Source organism: Vibrio clamense, from assembly GCF_050337905.1.
Taxonomy (GTDB): domain Bacteria; phylum Pseudomonadota; class Gammaproteobacteria; order Enterobacterales; family Vibrionaceae; genus Vibrio; species Vibrio cortegadensis.
Genome location: NZ_JAKJTJ010000018.1, coordinates 429,597 through 447,993, shown reverse-complemented (window position 1 = coordinate 447,993; position 18,397 = coordinate 429,597). Strand labels below are relative to the sequence as shown.

At 40.1% G+C, this 18,397-nt stretch carries 15 protein-coding genes and 1 pseudogene; 6 read left to right on the top strand and 10 right to left on the bottom strand.

Annotated elements, in window-relative coordinates; genetic code table 11:
* The first annotated feature begins 243 nt into the window (after positions 1 to 243).
* The 3 genes from L4C39_RS02650 to L4C39_RS02640 all read left to right on the top strand — a co-directional run bounded on the left by L4C39_RS02650 (position 244) and on the right by L4C39_RS02640 (position 3,990).
* The gene (locus tag L4C39_RS02650) at positions 244 to 804 is read left to right on the top strand and encodes a DUF2301 domain-containing membrane protein (RefSeq protein WP_261890098.1); all 561 of its coding nucleotides are present in this window, start codon (positions 244 to 246) and stop codon (positions 802 to 804) included.
* Positions 805 to 933: 129 nt separating this feature from the next.
* Positions 934 to 2,856, top strand: a complete 1,923-nt coding sequence (locus L4C39_RS02645; RefSeq protein WP_261890099.1) for a sensor domain-containing phosphodiesterase — start codon at positions 934 to 936, stop codon at positions 2,854 to 2,856.
* A 210-nt stretch (positions 2,857 to 3,066) separates the two neighbouring features.
* Positions 3,067 to 3,990 (top strand): LysR family transcriptional regulator, encoded by a 924-nt coding sequence (locus L4C39_RS02640; protein ID WP_017054761.1) that lies wholly within the window; start codon positions 3,067 to 3,069, stop codon positions 3,988 to 3,990.
* A 71-nt stretch (positions 3,991 to 4,061) separates the two neighbouring features.
* On the opposite strand, the gene pepE is transcribed toward L4C39_RS02640, so the two are convergent.
* The 5 genes from pepE to L4C39_RS20190 form a co-directional block, all read right to left on the bottom strand.
* Positions 4,062 to 4,793, bottom strand: a complete 732-nt coding sequence (gene pepE, locus L4C39_RS02635) for a dipeptidase PepE (protein ID WP_017054760.1) — start codon at positions 4,791 to 4,793, stop codon at positions 4,062 to 4,064.
* Positions 4,794 to 5,089: 296 nt separating this feature from the next.
* Positions 5,090 to 6,427, bottom strand: a complete 1,338-nt coding sequence (locus L4C39_RS02630; protein ID WP_429744241.1) for a 5-methylcytosine restriction system specificity protein McrC — start codon at positions 6,425 to 6,427, stop codon at positions 5,090 to 5,092.
* The gene (locus L4C39_RS02625; RefSeq protein WP_429744239.1) at positions 6,427 to 8,202 is read right to left on the bottom strand and encodes an McrB family protein; all 1,776 of its coding nucleotides are present in this window, start codon (positions 8,200 to 8,202) and stop codon (positions 6,427 to 6,429) included. Before L4C39_RS02625 ends, L4C39_RS02630 begins: the two co-directional genes overlap by 1 nt.
* A 118-nt stretch (positions 8,203 to 8,320) precedes the next feature.
* A complete protein-coding gene (locus tag L4C39_RS02620; protein ID WP_261890102.1) occupies positions 8,321 to 8,896 on the bottom strand; it encodes a hypothetical protein in 576 nt (191 codons plus the stop codon).
* 60 nt (positions 8,897 to 8,956) lie between these two features.
* On the bottom strand, positions 8,957 to 9,031 hold the full coding sequence (locus tag L4C39_RS20190; protein WP_489686396.1) for a BrxR family helix-turn-helix transcriptional regulator: 75 nt from the start codon (positions 9,029 to 9,031) through the stop codon (positions 8,957 to 8,959).
* A gap of 118 nt (positions 9,032 to 9,149) precedes the next feature.
* Here L4C39_RS20190 and L4C39_RS02615 point away from each other — a divergent pair, with 118 nt between their 5' ends.
* On the top strand, positions 9,150 to 10,619 hold the full coding sequence (locus L4C39_RS02615) for an ADP-ribosylglycohydrolase family protein (protein WP_261890103.1): 1,470 nt from the start codon (positions 9,150 to 9,152) through the stop codon (positions 10,617 to 10,619).
* Positions 10,620 to 10,694: 75 nt separating this feature from the next.
* Positions 10,695 to 10,775: pseudogene (locus tag L4C39_RS02610) on the top strand (ferric citrate ABC transporter ATP-binding protein FecE); the annotation flags it as partial.
* A 158-nt stretch (positions 10,776 to 10,933) separates the two neighbouring features.
* Here the strand turns inward: L4C39_RS02610 and L4C39_RS02605 are convergent.
* Both L4C39_RS02605 and L4C39_RS02600 read right to left on the bottom strand, forming a co-directional pair.
* A complete protein-coding gene (locus L4C39_RS02605) occupies positions 10,934 to 12,733 on the bottom strand; it encodes a hypothetical protein (protein ID WP_261890104.1) in 1,800 nt (599 codons plus the stop codon).
* A 425-nt stretch (positions 12,734 to 13,158) separates the two neighbouring features.
* Complete coding sequence (locus tag L4C39_RS02600; protein WP_113797050.1) at positions 13,159 to 13,527, bottom strand: DoxX family protein; 369 nt, start codon at positions 13,525 to 13,527, stop codon at positions 13,159 to 13,161.
* A gap of 103 nt (positions 13,528 to 13,630) precedes the next feature.
* On the opposite strand from L4C39_RS02600, the gene L4C39_RS02595 reads away from it, so the two are divergent.
* Positions 13,631 to 14,527, top strand: a complete 897-nt coding sequence (locus L4C39_RS02595; protein ID WP_261890105.1) for a LysR family transcriptional regulator — start codon at positions 13,631 to 13,633, stop codon at positions 14,525 to 14,527.
* A 125-nt stretch (positions 14,528 to 14,652) separates the two neighbouring features.
* Here the strand turns inward: L4C39_RS02595 and L4C39_RS02590 are convergent, their stop codons facing one another.
* From L4C39_RS02590 to L4C39_RS02580, 3 genes are all read right to left on the bottom strand, one after another.
* Positions 14,653 to 15,441, bottom strand: a complete 789-nt coding sequence (locus tag L4C39_RS02590; RefSeq protein ID WP_171755718.1) for a phytanoyl-CoA dioxygenase family protein — start codon at positions 15,439 to 15,441, stop codon at positions 14,653 to 14,655.
* Positions 15,442 to 15,639: 198 nt separating this feature from the next.
* Positions 15,640 to 16,989 (bottom strand): MFS transporter, encoded by a 1,350-nt coding sequence (locus tag L4C39_RS02585; protein ID WP_171755719.1) that lies wholly within the window; start codon positions 16,987 to 16,989, stop codon positions 15,640 to 15,642.
* 212 nt (positions 16,990 to 17,201) lie between these two features.
* Entirely contained in the window at positions 17,202 to 18,389 is a 1,188-nt protein-coding gene (locus tag L4C39_RS02580; RefSeq protein WP_429744235.1) for an alpha/beta hydrolase, read from the bottom strand.
* Positions 18,390 to 18,397: the final 8 nt, after the last annotated feature.

The window sequence follows — 18,397 nt, the reverse complement described above, 5'->3', positions numbered from 1 at the left end:
AATTTAAAAGCTCAGAATTTAAAAACCTAGATTTAAAAAACTTATAATTTAAACACCTAGAGCGACGTTATTTGAAAACATTCACTGCTATTAAAGGGGATTTCATAAGATTATTGTGCTGTAGGATGAGCGATGTTATTGCACCTTGAAACTTCAATCAATTTGAAGCTGTGAATGCGGTTATGAACGTGGTTTGAGTTTCAGTATATACTGCATGACAAGTCAGAGTTGGGGAGTTAAATCGTGGCAAATCCAGAGCATAAAGAGACGTTAGATCGCTTTGATAAATTAAGCGTGTGTTTGTATCGGAGTGGTATTAGCTTGTTTTCGGTAGTGGCGATTATGTATTCCGCAATACTGGCAGGAAAAGCAGAGTGGATGGTGATACCTGCCGATATGGAGAGAGGGTGCTTGCTGATCATGAGTATCTCAGCGGCTATGAGCGCGGCTAATATACACGTTTACGATAAGCTTGTGAGAGCGGTGATCTCATGGTCGAGTTGGATTGGTATTCTTTTGATGTTGAGTGATCCCAATCTGTTTTATTCATGGCTATCTCTTGGTTTTATTTTTATTACCTTCTCCGGAATTGCGTTAAAAGAGTCCTTCTGTTTTAAAGTGCTAGGTTTAAAATTGGTACCACTGTTACTGGCTTTAAGCACATTTTTGATGATGTTTGAAAGTTGGATGTTGGCCGCTGTGATGTTATTCGTTTCAGGTTTCGTGTTAGCTTATTTATCCTATGAAAAATGGCGAATGCCGCTTCATTTCGATATTGGTGATAAGTCTAATTACCAAGTGTAAAGGGTAAATGAACCGGGATTGTTGAGGAGATTATTCTCTTTAATTTCATCTCGAAGACATAACGATGTTTGCAAACAAGAGCTATTATTATTTGAATATGAGTCGAACTCATAGCAAGGACACTATGCGATGCCCTATAAAAGCGAGCTTAAAAAACTGCAATATGAGCACCTATTTGGTCACCTGAATATTAATACCTCTCAGATAGATGTACCTGATGAGATGTTTAATGGTTGGCAGCAAACACTCGATCTCTTAGCGGAGATTGTCGATAGTCCTGCGGTGCTGATTATGAGAGTCACAGCGACTGATATTTCAGTATTTACAGCGAGCCGAACTCAAGGTAACCCTTACCACCGGCATGATAGTGAGGTGCTAGGTAATGGCCTTTACTGTGAAACGGTGATTCAGAATCAGAGTGAATTGAATATACCTAACGCACTTAAGGATAAGGATTGGGATCATAACCCTGACATCAAGCTAGGAATGATCGCTTACTGTGGGTTGCCGTTAACTTGGCCAGATAAGACACCATTTGGCACTATTTGTATGTTAGATAGTCAAGAACGAGAATACAGCCCACTTTACCGACAGTTATTGGAACGGTTTCAAAATGGAATTAACGCTAACTTGGCGAGCTTATATCAACATTCCGAGTTGCAATATCTGAATCAAATCCTTGAAAATAATGTTCAACAGAGAACCTCAGAACTGGCAAAATTGAGTGAAAAGTTGATTCAAGAAATTGAGAGCCGTAGAGTCATTGAAGATTCCGTAGACTACTATAAAAGCTACGATGCTCTCACTGGCTTACCTAATCGCTTAAGCTTTATGAGTTCATTGACCCAACAGTTAAATGCTTCAATATCACCACATACAACCATTATCTATTTTGGATTACGAAATTTTAAGTCGATTAATAATAGTTACGGTTATGTGATTGGCGATAAATTACTGCAGCTTTTTAGCCAACGTGTACAGCGCTTTCTAAGCAGCGATACTCTATTTGCCAGAGTCGCGGGAGCGGAATTTGTTATCGCGCAACCTAAGAGTGATACAACAGATGAAATGCAGTTGATTAATCAAATCATAACTAGCAGTAATCACCCGTTTACGATCGACGAATTTACCATCACGATTCCTTGCTGCATGGGGATAGCGCAGTCACCGTCAGATTCTGATAACGCAGCTGAATTGATACAGAAAGCGGGAGCGGCGATGGATATCAGTAAGGTTGATGGTTCTCAATACACATTCTTTACGAAGCAAACTCAGTTAAATATTGAGCAGCGATATCACCTGGAATCTAATTTAGTCGATGCACTTAAAAATCGAGAGTTGAGCCTTAACTACCAGCCTCTCTTCTGCCTCAAGGATAACAAAGTGATCGGTGCGGAAGCCCTATTGCGTTGGAATAGCCCAATTTTAGGAAATGTACCGCCGGATCAATTTATCAGCCTTGCCGAGCACAATGGACAGATCAATGAGATCGGTAACTTTGTCTTACATACTGCGATTTCCCAAGCTGCAAAATGGTATGTCCTACAACCGGGCGATTTTCGAATCGCGATTAATATCTCTCCGGTTCAATTTAGGTGCTCGAGCTTTGCTGAACATGTTGCCGATCTTTTAACTTTGTACCAATTACCCGCATCGGCGTTGGAGCTTGAGATTACTGAAGGCATTTTATTGCAAGATGAGCATATTGCGCAGCGTACGATCAAGAAGCTGCAGCAACTGGGTGTTAGAGTGTCTTTGGATGATTTTGGGACGGGGTATTCATCTTTAAGTTACTTACAAAAATATTCTTTTAATACCCTTAAAATTGACCGCTGCTTTATCACTAATATAGAAAAAAATGAGCAAGATAGAGAGCTTTCTAAAGCGATCATCGCCATTGGTAAAAAGTTGGATATGCACGTCATCGCCGAAGGGGTAGAAACACAAGCCCAAGATGATTTCATTAAATTTGAAGAGTGCGATTATGGACAAGGCTACCTTTACGGCAAGCCTGTTACTGCTGATTCATTTGAAAAGAGTTATTTACGCTAAACCCATCGGTGTTGTTATTAGAAAGGGGTCATCTTCACGTTTGGATTTTTAATGTAAAGTTGATCTCTTCTCTTTTTTAATATGAATAATGTCTATTCATAAATCCTTATTTATAATTTAAAAATATCAACCTTTCGCCTAATGATAATTTTTTGTTATTATCTCTCCTGATATTGAATGCTCGAAAGATCACGGTTGGGAGAGAAAAGCATGGCAGCATTAAATCCACAATGGTTGGAAACGTTTAAGGTTCTGGTTGAAGTGGGGCATTTTACTCAGACAGCTGAAAAATTGTATATGACTCAGCCCGGAGTAAGCCAACATATCAAAAAGTTAGAGCTGGCATGTGGACATGAACTTTTAAAGCGAGAAGGGAAGAGTTTTGAGCTGACCGAGCAAGGGCAACAGGTGTATGACTACGCACTGACTCAGTCTCTGCGCGAGCTGGAACTTCTTGAAAGTCTGAGCTTTGATGACCCTCAATCAGGAGAGTGTCGTTTGGCCTGTTCTGGTGCTTTGGCGCTATTGATGTACCCACAGCTGATATCGTTACAAAAACAGTACCCTGAGTTGACGGCACATATCGAAGCGGCACCCAACCATAAGATCTTGGATGACATTCAAAGTGGCAGTATTGATTTAGGTGTTGTCACGCATATTCCCACTCCGAGCCTATTTCAATCTAAAAAATTCGCGAGTGAGCCATTATGCTTAATCCTACCTCGTCAATATCAAGATTTACCCATTACCCCAGAGCTTTTGGTTCAATTAGGTCTAGTGAAACATCCTGATGCAGAGCACTATTTATCTCTCTATTTTGATCTTTGTGGCGATAAGAAATTGGCTGCGCTTAATAGTGATAGCTTTCCTGTAGTGAGTTATATCAACCAAATTGGCCAAATATTACTGCCCATTTCTCAAGGGATTGGATTTACTGTACTGCCACAGAGTGCGGTTGAAATGTTTGCAGAAAGACACTTCCTGCATGTGCATACCCCGTCTGAAACCGTATTGGAGACTCTGTATTTGGTACAAAAACGTAATCGTCAACTGCCTGAACGATACGTGATGATTAAAGAGGTTTTTAAGCAAAGTTTACAGCGTGAAAGCGAGAAAGAAGACGCGAGTAAATAGACACCACCATATAAAAAGGCATAGCGTGTTTCGCTATGCCAATACGTATATGTTTATGCTAGAGAGGCAGGTTAGCAACCATGGGACATTAAGAATTCAAATTCATCATGTTCATGGTAGTACTCTGCTTCTTGCTGATGCTTGAACAGTTTTAGTGGCGCATCGGTTGCGCTGTGGTATGTCAGCTTATCGCCAATCACTTGTAGCATTGTGCCTTCAGGAATACCCACCACAATTTCATGCTGGTTAATCGCTAAAAACTCTTCAATACGCTCATCACGAGTTTCGCCCATGTGACCAGAAATATTCGCTTCAATGTAATGCGGGTTGATCTGGAAAGGAACAAGGTTTAACGAAGGCAGAATGGCAGCGCTGACGATTGGCATGTCGTTCGTTGTGCGAATGGTAGGGGTTGCAATGTTAGTACCAGCACTCCAGCCAATGTAGAGCTTGTTGTGGTTAAGAACGGCTTGACGAATTGGACGAACTAAACCCAAGTCATGAAGCATTTTGTTTAGTACCCAAGTATTGCCGCCACTGACGACGATACCATCGGCTTCTTCTATCGCTTTCACAGGATCATCCGCTTGATGGATCCCAGTCACTTCGCATCCCATTGGGCCTAAAATGTCTTGTAGTGCCGTTACACGATCATCGTAGTTTCCGCGAATCATTGCGTATGGAATGAAAAGTAACTTTTTAGCTTGCGTGCGCTCGACGGCAGCGCGAATCCATTCAAGGCCGTATTGTAAAATCTGTTGGTCGCCCGGAATTTTACCGTTGCTAAATAGCATCATGTTCATTGGTTAAGCTCCTGTTCATTTCTGTTAATTATCGGCAATTTTGCCAGAATCTCGGTATCAAACTATAAGCAAATCGGTCATTGGTTTTTTTTACAAACAATGAGCGAAATTTGCACTTTTTATCTAGTTTGCTGATAGGGGTAGTATTCATAAATTGAGTAGAAATGATGTGCGCCAGTGAGGATATTTGGACAACTTTTCCTATTTCTGACATTACTGGGTTGTCGATGCCAGTGAATGGCAAACTGGAGTGATAAAACGCTCCAGTTTTTAGAAATACCTTTGTTATCAGGTCTTTAATTCTGTGTATGAGTTGAAGGGGTAATGGCGTTTTTGTTAAGGAACGTAATGGCATCATCCAGATGTATGGGGAGTTGGATAAAGCTTAACTCTTTGCCATTGTTAAATTGCCAAGGGTTTTGTTTAACGATTTCGCTAAGGTCATCATCCCATTTAGGGTAGAAAAGGAAGCCACTGTTTGCGTGTGTGAAATTATTAAGGTATGCCGACATTTGATAAAGATCATCCCGCTTCGGACTCATCCAAGGTGCGTCGCCAATTCGTTTATATTTTGCATCAGCGACGATTAGTGCATCGTCATCATTCTGTGATTTATTACGGTCTAAAATTAGATAGTCAGGTATCAACTTTCCAAGGGTTTTTTCTTCAGACTTAAGCAAATAATTCTGACTAGTAGAGGTGCCATTTTTTACGTTCAGGTTCTCTGGGGTAACTTGCTTAAGTACGTTAAATACATAAGCTTCCCATAGCTCTGCAACGTCTATTAGCATCGTTTTATTTGTCGAGTGACTTTGATGCTCTGATAGATTCTTACGATTTAACACATCTTTGCTGAGACGGGCAACCGAGCGATACTCTCTTGCAATTGGCATTAACTTCGCGGATTTTATCTCTTGATGATTGGGGGCTTTGGTGCGGCGAGGTGTGGCATCAATCATCTTTTGCAAACGCGCCGCAGTGACCTCGGGCATCCAGTGCATAACATCGTGTGATGGAAACCATTTTTGAATCTCATAGTAGGCTAGAACAATGACCTGCGTAATCGGGTTATTGATATCTTTAGAAAAAGAAGTCGACACAACCTTGGATCCATCGACCACTCTTTGCTTGAGAGTGGCTCGAACATCTAATCTTCCAACAATGGCTGATTTTATATGGGTTTTCTTTTTTTGAACCACGGGCAAGGCATGTTTAGATGCGTTGACTAAAAGGTTAACCCATTGAATGGCGAGCATCAGTTCTAGTACTGTTCCCTCCATGCTTTTTTCCTGTTTTATCGATTTTTTCGTATCAATGGGGATAAAGTTATTGATAGGAAAATTATCGATAAAAAAAGAAAAGGGAAAGCGCGGAGCAATATCAAGATTTATCCCATCGAAAAATATGGCTCCCACATATCTTCCCGTCCACCATGTGCCTTTGCCATCACAGTAAACAATCGGCTCCATTTCACGAGATGCATTGGTATAACGTAATACGTCGTTGTTGTTTAGATTATAATCACCAAGTCTCTGCAACCAATTTATCGCTTGGTCAATTTTATTTTTTGCAGTTCCACCAAAGTAAGTTTTAGCGAACTGATTAATATCAATTTGACTACAATCCTTCAGCATTAGTTACCCTTATTAGGGTTAAATGATTTTTTAAGACGAGCTAATACTTGCTTTTTGCTTTCCTTATCTATGCCTGAAAGATACTCTTTTAATAATGGTTCTAATGAGTAGTTCCAAAGTTTTGTGATGGGTTCATACCAGCCGCTTTCTCTAAATAGATAGGTTGTTTTCTTTGGTTGCGACATTAATGCTTCTTGTAAGAAGATCACGCTATCGATAAAGAAAACGTGGCCGAGTTTAAAATCTTCACCTAATTCACTTTCATTAGATATTTCGTCATTCAAATTGTTGGCAGCTTCGACTAATTTAATAAAGTCATCTTCTACCGCACTGAACTCTTTAGATATTTTACCTTGAACGAATTTAGTCCAATTATTTTGGCAAATATCAAATAGCGCTTCTGGGCAGTATGTGGCTTCAATCCATAGAAAACGTCTTCTGAGTGCAAAATCTAGTTGCTCGACTGAGTGATCTATAAGGTTCATGGTGCCAATGACATAGAGGTTGGCTGGGATTGTTAATGTCATTGGTTCAGTGTCAGTGTTACCGATTAAGTCGATCGCCTCACCTCTATTTTCAAGAGCGCTAAAGCATTCACCAAATAATCGGCTGAGGTCGACTCGGTTTATTTCGTCTAAAATCAGAACGTGAGGAAGTTCAGGTTCAGACTTCATCTTGTCTATCAGGTTTAATAGATAGCCCTTTTTATATACAGTGTTGCCGCCTTGAAAGTGCATACCACGAACAAAGTCTTCATAGCTATAGGCTGGATGCAGTTGTAAGCGATGTATATTATTTTCATGGGCAATCTTTAATTTAGCTTGTCCTTCTTCTTTGAATAGATGACTACCAAGTGATTTCGCTAGCTGATGGTTGATCATCTCTTTCGCTAACTCTTTTGCTCTGTAGGTTTTACTTGTTCCTGGAGGCCCATACAAAACGATCTGTTTTTTATATTCCAACAATGATGAATCTGGATTGTCTTTATTTGAAGATGAACCTTGCAGCCAAAACTTTTTAAGATCTTCATCATAGAAATTGACCTCTTTGCCTCTGATTTCGGCAAGATTTGTTTTAATCATGCGTATTTTTTGGTCTACATCGGCATTTTTAATCATGTCCGAATTCTCTATTAGCCCTTCAAAAGCGTTCACTAATTTAGTTTTCTCGCCTTGGCTAATGATTGGCTCGTATTGATTTGAGAATAAGAGGTGCAGTAGTGCGTGGCGAGATTGAGGTGTTCTTCCTTCTAACTCATCAAGGTTGTCGATCAAATATTGAAATTCTGCATGATTAGTTTCTTGTAGTAAGCGCTCTCGTTCTGTTTCACTAAAGTCGAACCACTTAGAAAATACGGTAATAGGATAGAAAACCTCTCTAAATTTATTAGTGTTATATCCCATTCCACCACTCGCAATCCCGTAGAAATCCAAACATTCAATGCTAAACGAAAAATCAAAATTCTGGCTATCTGGGATGAGAGAGATCAAATAATTTATATTGCTAGATTTTGTAGAGCGGCTAATACTGGTTGGGATAAAGTAATAGATAGTCAGTATTTCAACCATGAGTAGATGAAGTGATGGAGCTTTCCCGTCAAGCTGAGTTTTAATTTTGTCTGAAAAGGATTTGTTTTTATCCTCATCGGGAGAACCTAGCGTCGCCGCTTTCAAATTATTGAAATTTTCTTGGGTCCATAGATCGCCGTTACCATTGAGAGACCCACCTTTGGTTAGCACTTCTTTTAATTTACTAACGAAATCTATTTTGTTCATTTTATTACCTGTTCTAAATTCGGTGTCTTGTTTATTGTGGTCGGTTTGCTTCATAGCATGAGCATATGTCATCCATTTACCTAGAGTAGGTTCAATCTCGATGACTCTGTTTCAACCGTTATTCATCTAGCTTGATACCGGCCTTGTTAAAAAAATCTGCGACTTGGCGGTCATGGATGACTTGCTCATTTGCACTCATTACTGGTGCTACGGCTTCCGGCCTTTTATAGATCGAAGTGCCACAACTTCTAAGTGAATAGTCTTGTGTCACCGCGCAGATCTGTTCCCAAACACACCACTCAAGGTCGATGGTTTTAAGTGGTTCTGCGCTTCTGACAAACGGAAAAAGTCGCTCTATTCTCGATTGAGTTTCTAGCAGGAGTGTGTAGCTTGAAGAGTCTTCTTCGCTCTCCTGCCAATATTGTAGATCTTGGTGGATCGCAATGATCATGTCAGGTTGAGTTAATGGTTCTGAGAACGCGATTTCAAAGCTATCTTGGAGCGTATCGTCATTCATATTGTGTGTTTCTTCTGCTCTCGATTTATTGAAGCACTCTTCCATGTAGGTAAAAACATCTAATACCAGCGACATTCGAGTACTCATGTACAAATTGGCCGGGTGGCTATTTTTTTTAGCCTGTCTTTGCCTCTGCGATAGTTTGGCTTTATTTTGTGTGATTCGTTTTCTTTTCATTTCAATATCTATCTTGAGTCAGTCACTGGATCGTACCACAGAATGTTTTAGCGAGATGTGTCATGGATGGTTTGTGGTGAGTCGACCTTCCCAATAAGCAATAAGCTCAATGAGTCTGAATTGTTGGTTTTGAATCCATGATATCGTGATTTTGTTCGTTATTTTGATATGTATACTATTACAACATATTACTCTGTAAGGAGATCGTTTAGTATCAGTTCATGCAGTAAATTTGATTACGGAGAGCGTAGATTTGTCATCTCATATTGATTTTTTTTCAAGGGCGCAAGGGGCATTACTAGGGTTAGCATTGGGAGACGCTTTAGGAACAACGCTTGAATTTCAGCCTAAAGATACTTTTGAACCCATTACCGATCTTTGCGGTGGAGGGCCGTTTAACCTTCAAGCTGGTCAATGGACGGATGATACTTCAATGGCGCTCTGCTTAGCTGATTCATTGCTTTCTTGCCAAGGACACAATGCAAAAGATCAAGTTGAGCGCTATATTCGTTGGCGTGACACTGGGTACAATTCGCCGACTGGCCGATGTTTTGATATTGGTAATACCGTGTCTGAATCGCTAAGAGCTTATGAGAAAACCCATAACCCTGAATCTGGGTTAACCAATGAATACTCAGCAGGAAATGGCAGTATCATGCGCCTTGCTCCTATCGTTATTTTCTATTCTCAGCATAAAGGACATACTCCTGATCAAATTCAATCGCTGGCAGTACAAAGCTCATTAACGACTCATGGTGAAGAGCAGTGTGTTGAAGCTTGTAAAATACTCGCTTATTTATTGAATTTGATTATTTTCAATGAGCTAGATAAGAGTGCATTGATTGATAATGTACTCGCTACTTTTCCTATTGATGAACAACGAGGGAAGGGGAGTAATAAATTACGTAGAGCGATCGAAAAAGCAGCCGATGCTGAAACAACACGCGATGAAATTTTTGGGCGAGGTTATGTGGTTGACTCTTTACAAGCAGCGGTTTGGTGTTTTTTACAGACCAATTCTTTTGCTGAAGGTGCGTTGCTAGCTGCTAACCTTGGTGATGATGCCGATACTACAGCGGCTATATACGGACAGATAGCGGGTGCACATTACGGTTTGGATGCCCTACCTGTAGAGTGGTTAGAAAAACTGGCATGGCGAGAGACAATTTCAGAAACGGCAATAATGCTCGCGCTTTATGACAACTCACCTGACAGTAATAGAATGTATTTTAAGTTTAAAAAGCCTGAACAAGTTGTGTCGCTTGACGATGAAAATTTATCAGAAGAACAGCAAGGAAAGAATAAACAGCGGTGCCCAACTTTAGATCTATCTATGCCTCAAACGTATTCAACGTTACTTGATCATATTCAAGAATTCTTTAGATACACTTTTGATATACCGACGCTCTCGATCTCAGGCACGACCAATATCTATGAGGATCTTGATAGGCTTTATTATTCACTCGATGATGATTCTGAAGCGACGAATGGGCGATTATTCTGTGATAAAAATGGTAATGGTGGGATGTCGGATCGTGGCTTAGTGGCCTACTTGACTTTGTGTCATGAATTACCAGATACGATGGGAATCAACGGGAAAAATTCAGAAATTGAAGGTTATGATTTAGTCATTGATGGCCTTGATTCGGAATGGAAAACGGTGGGCGAATTTATTGAAACTTTCTTGGAAGTGAACCGCTGCTATTTGGCCAAATCTTCGTAGTCTTTAAGTCACTATTGCAGTCGAATCTGCGATCTGTTCATCACTAAAAGGTGAAGCCCGACATTCGGCACTGTTGGGCGTCTCGTCACCGAAGGTCCACCAGAAGAGGTGCTGACAGAAACACTACTTAGCCATGTTTTCGATCTCAAAGCTTGAGTGTTCCGTGACCCTATTTCAAATACACCGATGTGTGTGGCGATTTGATGTTAGAAAGCAATACTGTTAAACCTGAGACGCGACCTAGATAACTACTATAAACCGCTCACGCATATAATAAGTGAGCGGTTTTATTTGGTTTAATAATCTAAAAAATATTATGGCTTAATAGAACTAAAATCCGTGAAACGACTGGTGTAAAGTACGCTTTCAGGCATATTCTCTGTGTCGTCGAGCGTAATAACGCTAGGTACTTCTGTTGAAGCATCGATTGAATTGATCGTCCTGTTATTATTCACTGTGTACAGAACATCATTAGCAAACCCGTTAGGCTCTTGCCAGTACCAGATCTGAGTATTTCGAGCAAAGTCATCTTGACAATCGGAACTCAGCGTTAATTGGCCATCTGCCGTTTCTAAGCATTGGTCGATATTGGCGACGCTACGGTATCTTTTCTCTTGATCATAAATAAAGGATTGAGATTTAGAGCCATCGATACAATCTTTAAACTGTAACGACTTATTGGTTACCACCGTCAAACATTGCGCGTTCTCTTGGCTTAAGTAAGTGGATTTAATGGTTACGGCGTCAGCCCCTAAGAACCACGGACTATTCCAATCAACGGTTACAGAAAATTGATCTGAATAAGTCAGCTTTTCAAAGTCACGACCAGTATCCCAGTCAGAGTCACTTCCTGTATTACTATTCCATAATTGGCTACCCGATGCGTAACGACGACCAATAATCCAACGGTTATGACCAAATAGAGCGAGGCTATCTACAGTGGTTTTGACAACAATATCAGATGAGCCATTTGTGTCTTCTTTCGCTGCCACTTTTGCTACAAAATCAGGACGTAATCCGCTAATAGCCAAAGAGTTATTTTCTCTTAGATTATCAAAATTCCAAGGGTTACCTCGACGTTCATCGTAGTCCCAGCACCAGCCATCTGCGGTGCCTAAATTGCAGAAACCATGTTCAGGATCCAATGACGACCCATATTTATTATTTACATATTTAATGTTGTAGCCGTCTTTATTGGTTTTAGTCACTAGGCCAAACTGTTTTTTATTGGTGATGCTGTATTTATCCGTAAACTTATATTCAATATCTTTGATTGGTATTTTAGGAGAGAACCCTAAACCAACTTTAATGCTAGTACTTGTTTCTTTCTCGATTTTTGACTCCACTTGATCTTGCATTCGTGGGTAGAGATCGTTGAGATAAATCTGACCTGATAACAGCTTGGTAGGGTCATTAATCTTAATATTGACATCAATAGCATCAAGATATTCGTTGTAGACATAGTTTGTATTACTATTATGATTCCAGCGACGGTAAATATCAGACCAGCTATCTGCCATCCCCATATCAACACCAGAGCCTTCCGCCAATACGATTTCTACATACTTATCTTTGTCGCCAGAACGAGCATAAAATGGGGACTTGCTGTAGTAGCGAACTTTGTATTTTAACGTGACATTCCCTTTGCCTTTTCTTTCAACATTGAAGCGACGGTGGACAATAAATTCCATCACATTGCCACTATCTTGGGATGCAGACCTCTTACTACGGCTTCGCTTATTGAGTTCAGTCATTAAGTTAGATGCGAGATATTCAGGATCAAGATCATCAAGAAGATATATACCCCTTTTTTCAATCTCACTTGGTTTAGTCACCAATACGTACTGGCTATCAACACCAAGCCCTAATAACTCAGACGTGAATGTTTTTCTCTCTTCCTTGGCTATGTCACTCAAGTTTAAGAGGTAGTAATTACAGCCAGTGGGAACACTTTTTTCAACGCCGTATAAATGACATTGTGGTTGAAAGTATGGTGTCGATGACTGAATTAAATCTGCAATTGGATCGGTTTGATCAAGGTTCGATGCATAGCATATTGAACTGGAAGCCATCAATAAACTTAAGCCGAGGAAGGAACTAGAAATGTTGCTCATGTTATATCCTTTTGTTTAAAAGTAGATATAAATCAACCTATTGGATTGATTGTCACGAGGATATTACTCTGTTTTATATTGTTGACTTTATAAAATGAATGAATGTGTGATTCTGGTATGAAAAATAATCAATTTGTTGATTTTTAAGGAAGTGCTAATGTATTGAGTCGAGAATGGAGCGATTGGTGAATTAAAAATCTTAAATTGAGAGAGCAAGAATTAATTAATTTTTGGGGTCGATAGGGTTGTAAGCTATTTATATTTTCCCTAGTAACCTTGAGAAAGAACGTAGATTGACCATTGAGCCTATGGCGGCGAGAGATCTTACCCTGGTTGAGGATGTAAGAAGGATCCATTCATCAATCTCAGGGTTTATTAGTAGGATAAAGTTAGGCGTCTTGTTGCCTGATATTTAATTTTTTTCACTAACGGCTAATCAGCATTTCTAGTAACGACGAAAGCAGCAGCAGAGAAAGTAGTAGTGTTAACATTGAAGGAATGGCTTCTTTCCAAGTATCAAATTTGAAATGGAAGTACATTGCTCCCACAGAAGTTAACGCAATTAACCCTGCACCTAGAGAATTTAGCAACGACTCTTCCGTAATCATTCCTACGAGCATTCCTATTGCACCGATAGCTTCAATTACCCCAACGGCAACCATTAAAGCTCGGTTAAGGCCATACTTATGAAAGAAGGCTAATTGAGGTTCAAATACGGGCTTGATCCATCCAAATATTTTAATGGAACTTGCAAACAAAAAAAATGTAATCAGCAACCCTTGAATAATCGACATATAAGTTTATCTCCTTATTAATTTGATATGGCTATTTAAGCATTCCTAAATCATCATAAGTAGACTACTATTTGACTTATTATGATTCTAAATAGGAATGCATATGGATAAAATTCAATGCTTAACTGTTTTTACCCGCGTTGCTTTTCATGGAACATTTACGGCTGCTGCAAATGAACTAAATATCACTCAAAGCGCTGTGAGCAAGAAGATAGCTTGGTTAGAGAAAGAGATTGGTATCACATTATTCCACCGTCATTCTCGTGCAATCAGCCTTACAAACGGTGGGAAACAATATTTGAAGTTAGCGATAAAGCTGACTGAAGAGTTGAGTACATTTGAATCTCAGTTAAGGCAAGAACAAACTATTGTATCGGGTAAATTGAAACTATCAGTACCTAGTGCATTTAGCGTGCGTTTGCTTTCTTCACCACTCAACGAGTTTATGAATTTGAACCCTAATTTAACCGTTGATGTGTCGGTATCAGATAAGTTAGTTAATTTGGTTGAAGATGAGATTGATATTGCAATTCGAGCAAGTTATCTCAAAGATTCGGGGTTAAAAGCTAAGTGGCTGATGGACAATGAGCTTGTCTATTTTGCGTCAGTCGATTATTTAGCGAGCCATCCGCCAATTATGAAAGCAAGGGATTTGGAGCAGCATAAGTGCCTTACCTATGCCCTATCTAACCCATCAAACTTGTGGCGATTTTATGATGGAAAAGAAGAGCTAAGAATAAAAGTGCATGAGCGAATTAGAAGTGACAATCCCGAAATGTTAGTGAAGATGGCAAAACTTGGCCAGGGTGTGACTGGAATGCCTAAGTGGATGGTAGAAAAAGAACTAAAATCAAATGAGCTAAAAATAATATTGGATCAGTATCAGCCTTTTAAATTGCCTATGTATCTAATTTATAAAGATGTAGATCACCAACCACAAAGTATTCGTTCCTTTATAGATTTTCTATCCGATTACTTCTTTCGAAATGAAAAAAGATAGAACAGCACCAAGTAAATCGAAAAACGTAAGGGTATTCCATTTTTGAGATCATTCATATTTGGTTGAGTTTATTCGATCAAAAATTCAGAGAAATATGATGGAGCTACCCATGTTTGCCGTCAGCATCAGGTCGTGCTTGTCGATTTCAGGTGTAAGGTGTTCATAAACAGTCTTGGGTCGGCAATATTGCTCAGGATTGCTGGAGTTGGCAAGCAATCATCATCAACGTAGTCGACATAGTCTGCCGCCGAATCAAAGATTAAAATATCCAATGCCAATCGATCTAACCCGTATCGACCTCGGTGGATCATATCCGCTGAAAATACCAGCAAGTCTCCTGCGGCTAACGGTATCGGCTTACCGCTAGAGATGCTGTCGCTGCTCACTTTACCATTCACTTCTTGGCGAACATTGAACTCTTCTTCGTTGTCCCAGCGTTTGTGCGTACCAGGGATAAGCTCCATACCGAGTTCATCAAATAAGGGCACACGAAGGTGCAATACTTGGGTTTCCATGATGACGTTCATTTGGTCATCAATGTCGTAGTCGTACTGACAGTCACGATGCCAGAAGTCTTTTTGTTGTGGGTTCATAGGGTTGAAGAACAGTTGAGTGTTCATAAAAGCAGGGTTGTTTGGTAGCACCGCATCGACTATGTCCATCACTTTTTTTGAGCTGATGAAGTCAAACAATACGGTTCTATCGTCGGTGGGTAAGTATTCGCTACCCGTAATTAAAGAGGAGTTAAATGCTTCTTCTTGATAGAACTCTTCGTTGTCTGCTTTCCATGCTTCATGAAATTTCAGTACAACATCTCTAAGTGATGCAATTTGAGCTTCATCGAAATAATTTCTGATAACAAAGTAACCGTGTTCATCGTAACGGTGACTTAATTGTTGGCTGTTTTCTACCACTGACTACCTTCGTTCATTTTGTACCGTGTAATAACCACAGATTTCTTGGGCGCATAATGCCAGACTGCCGTCGTTCAACCAAGTCACTAATGGGATAATTAATAGATGTAGTGGAGTAATAAGAATATGTGTTTATTAGTTCTATGCGTTTTCCGGTTTATATCTTTCAGTGTCAAAGATGCTCGCCTTAAATTCGGATTAGTTATCGCTAGATTCTTGAAATATCGGTTCTTTCTTGTTTTTGAAATAGAACAGAGTGCTGATCGAAACAAACAAAAAGGTGAAGTAGTAGAAGAACGAAGACAGTGAAGCTAAGAAATCAAGGTTTTGTTCCATCTCTTGTTCGGTGTAGTTCTGAGACAGCAATTTGTAGTAGTAGGCGTACAAAATACCTATAGAACCGTATCCAAGATTAAACATTAACCCTTTGAAGCTTAGAACGGTTGCTCTGTTGTTTGACTCGGTCTTTTTATTAAGATGGTAACTAATAAAAATGTTCATTGTCATGATGATAAAAATTAGCACTAATGCAGGTATTACCCCGTAAATCGACCACCCTAAACTTATGCAATAATAGGTTACCATCGTTGCTAAACCCATGACAAAGATAAACGTTTTTGGGTCCATCCGCTCAGCTAACTTACGGCTTTGTCCTGCTAGTACTATTTGTAGCACACTGATCCCCGCTCCAATAAGACCGAAATAGATAATGGGTATATCAATGGCGCGATAGTATTGGCTGTTCATGGTTAAAAACATCCGCGATGTGTGTTCGAATAAACTGTAGTAGAGCAATATGAACAGCACATACGGTGTGGAAAGTACCCATTTCCCCGTATTTAGCGTTAATTTAAGGCTGGCGATGGTGGTCGCTAATTTGCTGTGATGTATTGGCAGTGTTTTGTTGTCTTCTTTCATATTGATCGCAGCATAAAAGGCGAGCATTGCAACAAAGAGGGTGGCGTAAACAGGTATACGCATGATGTCTTGAGTCTTTTCTGGCTCGTTTAATCCAAGAAACGAGTAGACGGTCGCCATAAAGTTCACGTCATACATTGCTGCCCCTAATAAGGTAACAAAAATACCGACAGTCGAAGCGATGCGAATTTGGATCTGTAAGACTTGCGGCCACGCCTCCTCTTTACCTTGCTCTTTTAATGTGTCGTAAGCTAGCGCTTCATCGGCACCGCTTGCCAGCGCCATTGCTAAGCCACTTAATACTCGGTTGACTAAAAATACAATGAATACCAAGTTGGGGTTTCCAGTCGGCACAAAGGCAATCATTGCGATTTCTATAAACATGACAATCGAAGATAGAACCACGAGCTTTTTGCGCCCTAAAGTATCGGCAAATGCCCCTGATGGCACCTCAGCAAGTACGATGGTGGCAGCCCAAACTACATTAAGCATCGCAAATTGAGAAAGCGTTAAGCCGTAATCTAAATAGAGTAGGGTGAATACAGGATAGTAAAAACGCGCAAAGTAGCTGCATCGAAACATGAGGAAGTAGCGGACATTGCCGATTTGAAGGACTTCTTTGACCGTCATGAAATGTCCATTTTTTAATAATATAATGTTAGGTATATACCCTTTTAGCCTTGAAGGTAAAGGTTAACCCTCACAAATCACCTCTCATAAACCCGCTCGACATTAACTTGGCTTATATATCTATGTTTTCCTGTTATTTATGTGACATAGAAAGAAGCCCAAAGAGTTAAGTCTTTAGGCTTTTGCTAGCTAGCGTTATACGTGTGAATTAATTACATGTATTTGTCAAAGAAGCTAATGATAGCTTGCTCTGCTTCTGGGCCATCAGGACAGTGTCCAGAGTTACCGTAGTATGCCACTTCGCCTTTTGTTGAAAGCCCCGCAGTATATTTCATTTCTTCTGGCGGGTTGACCATGTCATCTTTGGTGTTGATTGCCAATACAGGAACATCCGTTTCATTGGCTTTGAAGCCTTTCGTCTTAAGAGCTAGCGGAATCGTCCATTCTCCATAAGAGTCAAGATTGCTCACATCTTTAACACCAACTCGGTAACCGTAAGACATTGATGACATTAATGGAGCATGGTGGAATACTTGTGTATCAGTAAGAACGTCCGTTACCACTGCACAACGTGCCACGCCTGCTTTTAGCTCAGGTGTATTAAGAATGAATGTCAGTAGTGGAACACCGCCACCAGATGAACTTAGAGCACCAACATTACTGCTGTCTAGCTTTGAGTTTGATTTTACATAGGCTAGAGCGGCTTGGTGAGCTTGATCTTCTTTACCAAGTTCAATAATGATGTTGTTATTTAAACCGCCACCAGGAATATCAAAAGTTAGAACAGCAAAGCCTTGTTTTAGCAAGCCGTCAATTGATTCGCGATGTTCTGTTAGGATTTTATCCACGCCACCAGTGTAAAGAATGACGCCAGGTTTTTTCGCACCCTTTGGAACATGTAAAAGACCTGTGATAGTACCACCGTCAGCAAGTGGCATTTCTACACGCTCGATATCAATAGTTTTACTCAATGACTCTGCTCTAAGGTACATGTCTAGAGAGCGTTCAATTGCGTTGTGCTCGTGGTCAGTTAGATGGTTTGGGTATGATGCAATCAAATACATCATTGATGCTTTGCGGTATGAGTCATAGTCGTTTGCTGATTTTGCAAAAACGTCTGCTGCTTGAGTGAACTCATAAGTCCAGTGACCAGCTTCGTTGGTGTTTTTAAAATCGCGCAGTGCTTCACCAGAGTCGATTTTATCGAGAATGCTCCGAATTTCTTGCTCAGGTACGATTGTGTTCCAATTATCCATTCTTAGCTCGCGGAACCACTTAGACTGATCTGCCTCTAGTGATTGTTCACCACGGAATTTTTCATGTGCGTCGATGTTGTTTGCTGTTGCACCAAATGAGGTTAGGCCAAGTAATACACTTAGGGATATCATTTTTTTATTCATACAATACT